Below are 9453 nucleotides of genomic sequence, written 5' to 3'. Positions count from 1 at the left end.
GACCTGGAACAGAGAACCTTGCAGACCATCGACAACCCGTTCGGCACGAGGTTGTCACCCATGTCTTAGGTACATTCTGTTACCCATGTCTCCGGGTCGTACCGGAGAGAACTGGTGGAGCCAATCGGAATCGAACCGACGACCTCTTGAATGCCATTCAAGCGCTCTCCCAACTGAGCTATGGCCCCACTCCGGCAGTTCGCCGGCGCCGTTTCCGGCGAAGAGATCCGGCGCAGGTTCTAGACCGCGCCGTTAGTGCAGGCGGCTTCTAACCCCGCCTTCAGTCAATATCAAGCCTTCAACAACCGCTTTTTCTAGGCGGCGCGGCGAAAGCCGGCGAATGCGGTTCGCTCAGACTTCGTCGTCGTCGTCGCCGACGCCGATCATGTCGGCAACGTCGTCGTCTTCTTCCTCCTCGTCGGCAAGGAACGTGTCATCCTCATCATCGCCAAGGTCGACGTCGTCCTCGTCATCGGCGAGATCGGGAAGTTCGTCGGCCTTCGCGTCCTCGTCCGCCTCTTCGAGCGAGACGACCTCGACGCCCTCTTCCTCCTCGGCGTCCACTTCCTTTTCGGCAACTTCCTCTTCTTCCTCGAGGGCGGCGATCTTGCCTTCTTCGAAATAGGAGCGCGGATAGCTCTTGCCCGTATAAGGCGAGACGATCGGGTCCTTGTTCAAGTCATAGAATTTTCGACCCGTCTCCGGGTCGATGCGTTTGGTGCCAAGTTCGGGTTTTGCCACAGCAAGCCTCGTCGATGAAAGTTTGGTCCCCTTAACCAGAGTTTACGGCGCTGTCAAAGCGAAAAGCCGGCGTCCCAAAAAGCGTGAATTCGAAGGCCTGCGTACCAAGGGGATGACCATTTCGGTCCGCCATGATAGGAGACCGCGCAAACCAGAAGAAAATAGCCGGGCGCCGGCGTTTCCAGGAAAGAACCATGTCGCACGCTGCTGCCCCGAAACCGGCCACCGCCCGCAAATCATCTGGCCTTTCAGGTGCGGCACGGGTGCCGGGCGACAAGTCGATCTCGCACCGCTCGTTCATGTTCGGTGGCCTGGCCTCTGGCGAAACCCGCATCACCGGGCTGCTGGAAGGCGAGGACGTAATGCGTACGGGCGCTGCCATGAAGGCGATGGGCGCTCATATCGAGAAGCATGGCACTGAGTGGGTGATCCGCGGCACCGGCAATGGCGCGCTGCTGCAGCCGGAAGGCCCACTCGATTTCGGCAATGCCGGCACGGGCTCCCGCCTCACCATGGGCCTGGTCGGCACCTATGACATGGAGACCACCTTCATCGGCGACGCCTCGCTGTCCGGCCGGCCGATGGGCCGCGTGCTCGAGCCGCTGCGCCAGATGGGCGTGCAGGTGCTGAAGGCGACGCCTGGCGACCGCATGCCGATCACGCTGCACGGGCCTAAGCACGCCGCGCCGATCACCTACCGCGTGCCGATGGCATCGGCACAAGTCAAGTCGGCGGTGCTGCTGGCTGGGCTGAACACGCCGGGCATCACCACCGTCATCGAGCCGGTGATGACGCGCGATCACACAGAAAAGATGCTCAAGGGATTCGGCGCCAATCTGTCGGTCGAGACCGACGAGCGCGGCGTGCGCCACATTTTCATCGAAGGCCAGGGCAAGCTCACCGGGCAGACCATCGCGGTGCCAGGCGACCCCTCCTCGGCGGGCTTTCCACTGGTGGCGGCGCTGATCGTGCCGGGCTCGGACATTACAATCGAAAACGTGCTGATGAACCCGACCCGCACCGGACTTCTGTTGACGCTGCAGGAAATGGGCGCGCGAATCGACATAATCGACCCGCGCAACGAAGGCGGCGAGGATGTCGCCGACCTGCGCGTGCGCTATTCCGAGCTGAAGGGCGTCACCGTGCCGCCCGAACGGGCGCCGACCATGATCGACGAGTATCCGGTGCTTGCCGTGGCGGCGAGCTTCGCCGAGGGCGAAACGCTTATGCTCGGGCTGGAAGAGCTTCGGGTGAAGGAATCCGACCGGCTGTCGGCGGTCGCCAACGGGCTAACGCTCAACGGCGTCGACTGCACCGAGGGCGAGGCCTCGCTTGTCGTGCGTGGAAAGCCGGGCGGCAAGGGCCTCGGCCAGCACCCCAACGGACAGGGCACCATCGTCCAGACCCATCTCGACCACCGCATCGCCATGAGTTTTCTGGTGATGGGGTTGGCGACGGAAAAACCTGTGACCATCGACGACCAGGCGATGATTGCTACGAGCTTTCCGGAATTCATGGGGCTGATGAAGGGGCTGGGGGCGGAGATCGAGTGACAGTTGATGGCAATCGCAAACCTTGGAGATTGGGCGCCAACATCCTTCCCTTCGTCATCCTGGGGCGAAGCAAGGAGCGAAGCGACGCAGCGAAGACCTCAGGAGCCATGCCGTGACGTCAGAGCATCGCAACGGTTCAGAATTCTGGCCCGCCGCATCCCTCGGTACATGTCACGGCATGGATCCCAGGGTCTCCGCGACGGAGCTTCGCTCCTGCTCCGCCCTGGGATGACGAAGGCGCGAGGGCTGGTCCACTGCCAATGAGCATCCCTTTTACCATCGCCATCGACGGCCCGGCCGGCGCCGGCAAGGGCACGCTCGCCCGCAGGCTGGCCGATCACTATCGGCTGAACCTGCTCGACACCGGCCTTACCTATCGCGCGGTGGCGCATGCGCTGCTCCGGCTCGGCCTGCCGCTCGACAATGTTTCGGCCGCTGAAACCGCGGCCCGGCAGGTCGATCCGGCAAAGCTCGACCGCGCAGTGCTTTCGGCACACGCCGTTGGCGAGGCGGCTTCGAAAGTGGCAGTGATCCCGTCGGTGCGGCGCATCCTGGTAGAGAAACAGCGTGACTTCGCAAGAACACCGCCTGGCGCGGTGCTCGACGGCCGCGACATCGGCACCGTCGTCTGTCCCGATGCCGACGTAAAACTCTATGTCACGGCCAGTGCCGAGGTGCGGGCAAAGCGGCGGCTGGATGAAATCGAGAGCATCGGCGGCACTGCCAATTTCGACGAAATCCTTGCCGATATCGTGCGCCGCGACGAGCGCGACATGGGCCGCGTGGACTCGCCATTGAAGCCGGCTGTCGACGCGCACTTGCTCGACACGTCGGAAATGGCTATAGAGGCCGCGTTTCTGGCAGCTCAGGCGATCATCGACGACGTCCTGGCTAAGAGAAACGAAGCCTGAGCCGGGTTTTCCTGCCGCCGCCGATTGCCGGCGACCAAAGAATTCCCATATTGGGCGTGAACCAGCCTGCCAGCATTCTTCATGCGCCGGAATTGCCGCTCAAGGGCGGCCAAGGGCTTTTTGCCCGGAACGCCGGCAGGCCAACGCAACGCTAACCCACGGCGCCCGCCCCGCGACAGATGCGAGGCATTCCAGGAGAAACTATGTCAGTTGCAAACCCCACTCGCGATGATTTCGCGAGCCTGCTCGAAGAATCATTTTCCGCCGGCCATTCCGGCGAAGGCCAGGTCGTCAAGGGCATCATCACCGCCATTGAGAAGGACATGGCTATCATCGACGTCGGCCTCAAGGTCGAAGGCCGCGTGCCGCTGAAGGAATTCGGCGTCAAGGGCAAGGACACGACGCTCAAGGTCGGCGACACGGTCGAGGTCTATGTCGAGCGTATCGAAAATGCGCTTGGCGAAGCCATGCTGTCGCGTGAGAAGGCCCGCCGCGAAGAGAGCTGGGTCCGTCTCGAAGAGAAGTTCACCAAGGGCGAACGCGTCGAAGGCGTCATCTTCAACCAGGTCAAGGGCGGCTTCACCGTCGACCTCGACGGCGCCGTGGCCTTCCTGCCGCGCAGCCAGGTCGACATCCGCCCGATCCGCGACGTCTCGCCGCTGATGCACAACCCGCAGCCCTTCGAGATCCTCAAGATGGATCGCCGCCGCGGCAACATCGTGGTGTCGCGCCGCACCGTGCTCGAGGAAAGCCGCGCCGAACAGCGTTCGGAAATCGTGCAGAACCTCGAAGAGGGCCAAGTAGTCGAAGGCGTCGTCAAGAACATCACCGACTATGGTGCGTTCGTCGACCTCGGCGGCATCGATGGGCTGCTGCACGTGACCGACATGGCCTGGCGCCGTGTCAACCATCCGACCGAAATCCTCAACATCGGCCAGACGGTCAAGGTGCAGATCATCCGCATCAACCAGGAAACCCACCGCATCTCGCTCGGCATGAAGCAGCTCGAGAGCGATCCGTGGTCCGAGATCGGCACCAAATTCCCGATCGGCAAGAAGATCAAGGGTACCGTTACCAACATCACCGACTACGGCGCATTCGTCGAGCTGGAGCCGGGCATCGAAGGCCTCATCCACGTTTCGGAAATGTCGTGGACCAAGAAGAACGTGCATCCCGGCAAGATCCTGTCGACGACGCAGGAAGTCGACGTGGTGGTGCTCGAAGTCGATCCGGCCAAGCGCCGCATCTCGCTCGGCCTCAAGCAGACGCTGGAAAACCCGTGGGAAGCCTTCGCGCGCAGCCATCCGGTCGGAAGCCAGGTTGAGGGCGAGGTCAAGAACAAGACCGAGTTCGGCCTGTTTATCGGCCTCGAAGGCGACGTCGACGGCATGGTCCACCTTTCCGACCTCGACTGGACCCGTCCGGGCGAGCAGGTGATCGAGGAGTACAATCGCGGCGACATGGTCAAGGCGCAGGTGCTCGACGTCGACATCGACAAGGAGCGCATCTCGCTCGGCATCAAGCAGTTGGCCAAGGACACGGTCGGCGAAGCCGCGACGTCGGGCGAACTGCGCAAGAACGCAGTCGTCACCTGCGAGGTTATCGGCGTGAAGGATGGCGGTCTGGAAGTGCGGCTGGTCGACAGCGGCATCGAGACCTTCATCAAGCGCTCCGACCTCAGCCGTGACCGCGACGAGCAGCGCCCCGAGCGCTTCACCGTCGGCCAGAAGGTCGACGCCCGCGTCATCGCCTTCGACAAGAAGACCCGCAAACTGCAGGTCTCGATCAAGGCGCTGGAAATCGCCGAAGAGAAGGAAGCGGTCGCCCAATACGGTTCGACCGACTCCGGCGCTTCGCTGGGCGACATCCTTGGCGCCGCGCTGAAGAAGCAGGGCAGCTAAGCCAACACCGCGCTTCGCGTGGGTTATAAACGAAACAAAAGAGCCCCGCCGGAACGATCCGGCGGGGCTTTTGCTTGTGACCTTTTGCTTGTGACGGGCCGCAGGCTCAGGCCCTGCCGTAAAGCGGCACCAGCGTGCCGCTGATGGCCATGTTGGCCGGCGAGGCGAGATAGGCAATGGCCTCGGCGGCCGCTTCAAGGCTGACCCATCTGCTGAAATCTGCGTTCGGCATGTCAGCCCGGTTGGCCGGCGTGTCGAGCGTCGAGGGCGCCACGGCGTTGACCAGAATGCCGTTGCCCTTCAGCTCTTCGGCCATTGCCACGGTCATCGCGGCGACTGCCGCCTTGGCGGCGGCGTAGGCCACCTTGCCGGAGCCGCGCCGCGGGTCGAGCCCGGCTCGCGCGGTGACATTGACGATGCGGCCCGGCACGGACGATTCCAGCATCGAGCGTATCGCCGCGCGGCAGCACAGGAAGGTGGTGCGGGCGTTGGTGTCCATCATCTCGGCGAAGGAGGCGGGCTCGATCTTCTCGACCGGCGCGGCGGTGAAGCCGCCGGCCAGATGCACCGATGCCCATAAATTCGGAACGCTGGCATAGAAGGCGTCGACCTTGGCAGGGTCGGCGAGGTCGACGTTATGGGCCAGCCTGACGTGGTCATGCGCCGGGAAGGGGAAATGTGCAGGCGCGGCAGCGTGAGCGTTGGGCACATGGCAGATCGCGCCCTGCTCCAGCAGTTTCCCTACGACCGCGCCGCCAAGGGCACCGGTGCCGCCGGTCACCACGATATGTCTGCCGTCCAGTGTTTCCGTCATATTCGACCGCTCCGTCATTGCGCGCCGCCGATCCGGAAGGTCGCGCCTTTCGCGCGATCACTCAACCGAAATCTCTATGACGTAAGGTCGTCCAGTCGCCCGCGCGCGCCCAAGCGCGTCCGCCAAGCCGCCGGCGCCGGAAATCCGCTCGGCGGCAATGCCGTAGGCTTCGGCCAATTTGCAGAAATCCGGCGGTGCCGGGGAGACGCCGACCGGCTCGACGCCGACGTCGAGCATCGAGGTTTCGATCTCGCGGTAGCCGCGATTGTTCCAGACGGCGAAGATCACCGGCGCCGCAGCGTCGAGCGCGGCGCCCAGTTCCGGCAGGGTGAACTGGAAGCCGCCGTCGCCGGTGAGGCAAACGACCGGCGCCTCAGGCCTGGCAAGGACGGCGCCGATCGCCGCCGCCGGGCCATAGCCGAGCGCGCCGAAGCCGGTGGCCGCGTTGAACCAGCCGCCCGGCCGGTCATGATCGTAATAGAGGTTGGCGGCGTAGACCGGCTGGGTCGAATCGCCGACGATGATCGCGCCAGGCAGCGCATCGCGGATCGTCTCGACGGCACGCAGTTGCGCCTGCATAGCCGGGCCGATCTCGGCAAAGGCCGCTTGCCGCGTCGCGGCGGCGCGAGCGGCGCCGTCGACCGATTGCGCCTGGCCCGTGCCGAGTTCGGCACGCAGCGCCTCGAGCGCTGCACCGCAATCGGCCTGGATCGAAATCCGGGCCGGCCGGCGGGCAAGCTGGTCGGCGCCGATGTCGATGCGGATCAGATTGGCAGGCAGGACAAAACCGCCGTCGCCATAGCCATCATAGTCGGTCGGACCGAATTCGGTGCCGGCGGCAATGACCAGATCGGCGTCGGCCATCAGCGTACGCACCGCCTTCAGGCTGGGGCTGGCCGGCACGCCAAGCGGGTGGCGATAGAGCAGGCCGCGCGCATTGGCGGTCTGGACGACCGGCGCTCCCAACCTCTCGGCAAGGCGCTGCAACGGCGCTTCGGCCGCTTTGGCGCCGCCGCCGGCCAGGATAAGCGGCCGGCGGGCAGACGCGCACAGCCTTGCCGCCCCGGCAATTGCCGCCACATCCGGCTCGGGCGGCGCTGAATTCCGCAGCAGCGGCACGATGTCGTTGGCAGGCAGGCTCATGACATCGGTCGGGATCTCGATATGCACCGGACCCGGACGCGAGGATGAAAACAGCGCAAAGGCGCGGGCGAGCACGCCGGGCAGCTCGCCGGCGTCGGTGACACGGTGCGAAAACAGCGCCACCTTCTCCATCATGCCGCGCTGGTCCGGCAGTTCATGCAGATGGCCAAGGCCTTTGCCCAGCGTCGGTGTGGCGTTGACGCCCGAGATTACCAGCATCGGCACCGAATCGGCGCGCGCCTGGCCCATGGCGGTGATGGTGTTGGTCAGCCCCGGCCCGGTGATGACGAAGGCGATGCCCGGCCTGCCGCTGGCGCGCGCATAGCCATCAGCCATGAAGCCGGCGCCCTGCTCGTGGCGCGGCGTGACGTGACGGATCTTCGACCGCGCAAGCCCGCGATAGAGCTCGACCGTGTGTACACCGGGAATGCCGAAGACTGTGTCGACGCCGTGCGCTTCGAGCAAGGTGATGAGCGCTTCGCCGATGGTCGTCATTGTCTTAGCACCGGGCGTGTGAGGCAGGTCGGGCCGCCCTCGCAGGCAATGCACAGAGCATCGGCCTCGAATGTCGAGACCGTACAGCCAGCGGCCTGCATGGCAGCCGCCGTCTTCGGAAAACCGGCAACGGCGATAACCTGGCGCGGCGCGGTCGGCAGGACGTTGAGGCTGAGCCCATTCGAGGCGAAGAATTCGTCGGCGTCGCCCTCGACCAGCCGAATGCCGCGTTCGCGCAGCATCTGGTGGAAGGCGACCGGCAGGAGGGGCGCATAGACCAGCGCCAGATCGTCGGCGAGCGGGCTGATCACCGACATCAGGTGCAGGCAGGCCTCTTCGCCTTGCCAGAGCGGCAGGTCGAAGCCGTAGACCTGGATACCCTTGGGCGAAAGCAGGTTGGAGAGCTGCTGGATGCCGAGCTGATTGGTGCGCACGCCGCGGCCGACGGCCAGCGTGTTTGCATCCACCCACACGCAGTCGCCGCCCTCGACCTGGCCGGGAGCCTCGATACGGCCGAGGATGGGGATGCCCATGCGCCCATAGGCTGCCTCGTGCAGGCCTGGCTCGGGCCGGCGCAGCGCCTTGCCCATAGCGAGGATAACCGCGCCGTGGTCGGTCATCAGCGAGGGATCGTGGGTGAAGACCGAATCGGCAAGCCCGTCATCGGCGTCGCTCAGCCATTCGATTTCGGCGCCTGAGACAGAAATCAGCCTGGCCAGCGCATCATGCTGGGCCGCCGCTTTTTGCGGATCGAAGCCGGGGCCATAGTGCCAATCCAGCGCTTCGGCCCGACGCATGGCGCTGGCGGCGGAGCGCATCAGCACGCGCTGCAGCGTCCCGGCCATCGACTGCGACCCGTATGCTTTGCCCACTAAATTCTCCTTTAAACGCGCCCCTCCTGCCAATAGCCACTCGGCAGGCGGTGATCAATGGTCCAAAAACTGCGGTTGACGGAGGCAAGGGGAACGGTCCATCTTGAGAATCGGAACGCTGTCCAGTGACGGGTAATGGGTAAAAAATTCCAGCAAGGACTGCCTCGGTTGCTCCGCGGGGCGCCGCGACGATGACAGCGCCCGTCACCGCCCTGAAGGATCCGGCGCAGAACGGCGCTGCCGAAGCCATCCACGTCGAGAACCTGCACAAGAATTTCGGCAACCTGCACGTACTGAAGGGCGTTTCGCTGTCGGCGCGCGACGGCGAGGTGATCGCAATCATCGGCGGCTCAGGCTCGGGCAAATCCACGCTGCTGCGCTGCATCAACTGCCTGGAGAACCCGACCAGCGGCATCATCCGCGTCAATGGCGAGCAGATCCGGTTGAAGGCCGACAGCCACGGCCACACCGTGCCCGCCGACCGCAAGCAGATCGAACGCATCCGCTCCAAGCTCGGCATGGTCTTCCAGAACTTCAATCTGTGGAGCCACATGACGTTGATCGAGAACGTCATCGAGGTTCCCGTGCATGTGCTCGGCGTCAAGCGCGATGTGGCGATCGGCGAGGCGGAAAAGCTGCTCGCCCGCGTCGGCCTTGCCGAAAAACGCGACGTCTATCCCGCCTATCTGTCGGGCGGCCAACAACAGCGCGCCGCGATCGCCAGGGCGCTGGCCATCAATCCGCGCGTCATGCTGTTCGATGAGCCGACCTCGGCGCTCGACCCGGAGCTGGTCGGTGAGGTGCTGAAGGTGATCGGCGACCTGGCGCGCGAAGGCCGCACCATGGTGCTGGTCACCCATGAGATGAAGTTTGCCCGCGAGGTCGCGACGCATGTCGTCTACCTCCATAATGGGCTGGTCGAGGAAGAAGGGCCGCCGGAACAGATCTTCGGCGCACCAAAATCCGAAAGGCTGAAGCAGTTTCTGCGCAATGTTGGATGACTTGCGAGAAAAGCAGACGGGA

General features: G+C 64.4%; 8 protein-coding genes and 1 tRNA gene. 4 read left to right on the top strand and 5 right to left on the bottom strand.

Going from position 1 to position 9453, the window contains the following annotated elements; all coding sequences use genetic code 11:
• Positions 1 to 112: 112 nt before the first annotated feature.
• Both NKJ13_RS28445 and NKJ13_RS28440 read right to left on the bottom strand, forming a co-directional pair.
• Positions 113 to 188: transfer RNA gene (locus tag NKJ13_RS28445), tRNA-Ala, on the bottom strand.
• Positions 189 to 351: 163 nt separating this feature from the next.
• Positions 352 to 741, bottom strand: a complete 390-nt coding sequence (locus tag NKJ13_RS28440; protein ID WP_254816066.1) for a TIGR02300 family protein — start codon at positions 739 to 741, stop codon at positions 352 to 354.
• A gap of 194 nt (positions 742 to 935) precedes the next feature.
• On the opposite strand from NKJ13_RS28440, the gene aroA reads away from it, so the two are divergent.
• The 3 genes from aroA (at position 936) to rpsA (ending at position 5106) form a co-directional block, all read left to right on the top strand.
• Positions 936 to 2294 (top strand): 3-phosphoshikimate 1-carboxyvinyltransferase, encoded by a 1359-nt coding sequence (gene aroA / locus NKJ13_RS28435; protein ID WP_352741063.1) that lies wholly within the window; start codon positions 936 to 938, stop codon positions 2292 to 2294.
• A gap of 260 nt (positions 2295 to 2554) precedes the next feature.
• Entirely contained in the window at positions 2555 to 3205 is a 651-nt protein-coding gene (gene cmk / locus NKJ13_RS28430; RefSeq protein WP_352741064.1) for a (d)CMP kinase, read from the top strand.
• A gap of 203 nt (positions 3206 to 3408) precedes the next feature.
• Positions 3409 to 5106: a 30S ribosomal protein S1 gene (gene rpsA, locus NKJ13_RS28425; RefSeq protein ID WP_023676278.1), complete on the top strand. Its 1698-nt coding sequence runs from the start codon at positions 3409 to 3411 to the stop codon at positions 5104 to 5106.
• Positions 5107 to 5212: 106 nt separating this feature from the next.
• On the opposite strand, the gene NKJ13_RS28420 is transcribed toward rpsA, so the two are convergent.
• Genes NKJ13_RS28420 through NKJ13_RS28410 form a run of 3 tightly spaced genes read right to left on the bottom strand, consistent with a single transcriptional unit; the run spans position 5213 to position 8403 of the window.
• The gene (locus NKJ13_RS28420) at positions 5213 to 5920 is read right to left on the bottom strand and encodes an SDR family NAD(P)-dependent oxidoreductase (protein WP_352778980.1); all 708 of its coding nucleotides are present in this window, start codon (positions 5918 to 5920) and stop codon (positions 5213 to 5215) included.
• A 57-nt stretch (positions 5921 to 5977) separates the two neighbouring features.
• On the bottom strand, positions 5978 to 7558 hold the full coding sequence (locus NKJ13_RS28415; protein WP_352741068.1) for a 5-guanidino-2-oxopentanoate decarboxylase: 1581 nt from the start codon (positions 7556 to 7558) through the stop codon (positions 5978 to 5980).
• Positions 7555 to 8403 (bottom strand): dimethylarginine dimethylaminohydrolase family protein, encoded by an 849-nt coding sequence (locus tag NKJ13_RS28410; RefSeq protein ID WP_352741075.1) that lies wholly within the window; start codon positions 8401 to 8403, stop codon positions 7555 to 7557. The genes NKJ13_RS28415 and NKJ13_RS28410 overlap by 4 nt, the downstream gene beginning before the upstream one ends.
• Positions 8404 to 8621: 218 nt before the next feature.
• Between NKJ13_RS28410 and NKJ13_RS28405 the strand changes: the two genes are divergently transcribed.
• The gene (locus NKJ13_RS28405) at positions 8622 to 9431 is read left to right on the top strand and encodes an ABC transporter ATP-binding protein (protein WP_352741070.1); all 810 of its coding nucleotides are present in this window, start codon (positions 8622 to 8624) and stop codon (positions 9429 to 9431) included.
• Positions 9432 to 9453: the final 22 nt, after the last annotated feature.

Source organism: Mesorhizobium sp. M0174, assembly GCF_040322275.1.
Classification (GTDB): Bacteria; Pseudomonadota; Alphaproteobacteria; order Rhizobiales; family Rhizobiaceae; genus Mesorhizobium.
This window is presented reverse-complemented; position numbering and strand designations above follow the sequence as displayed.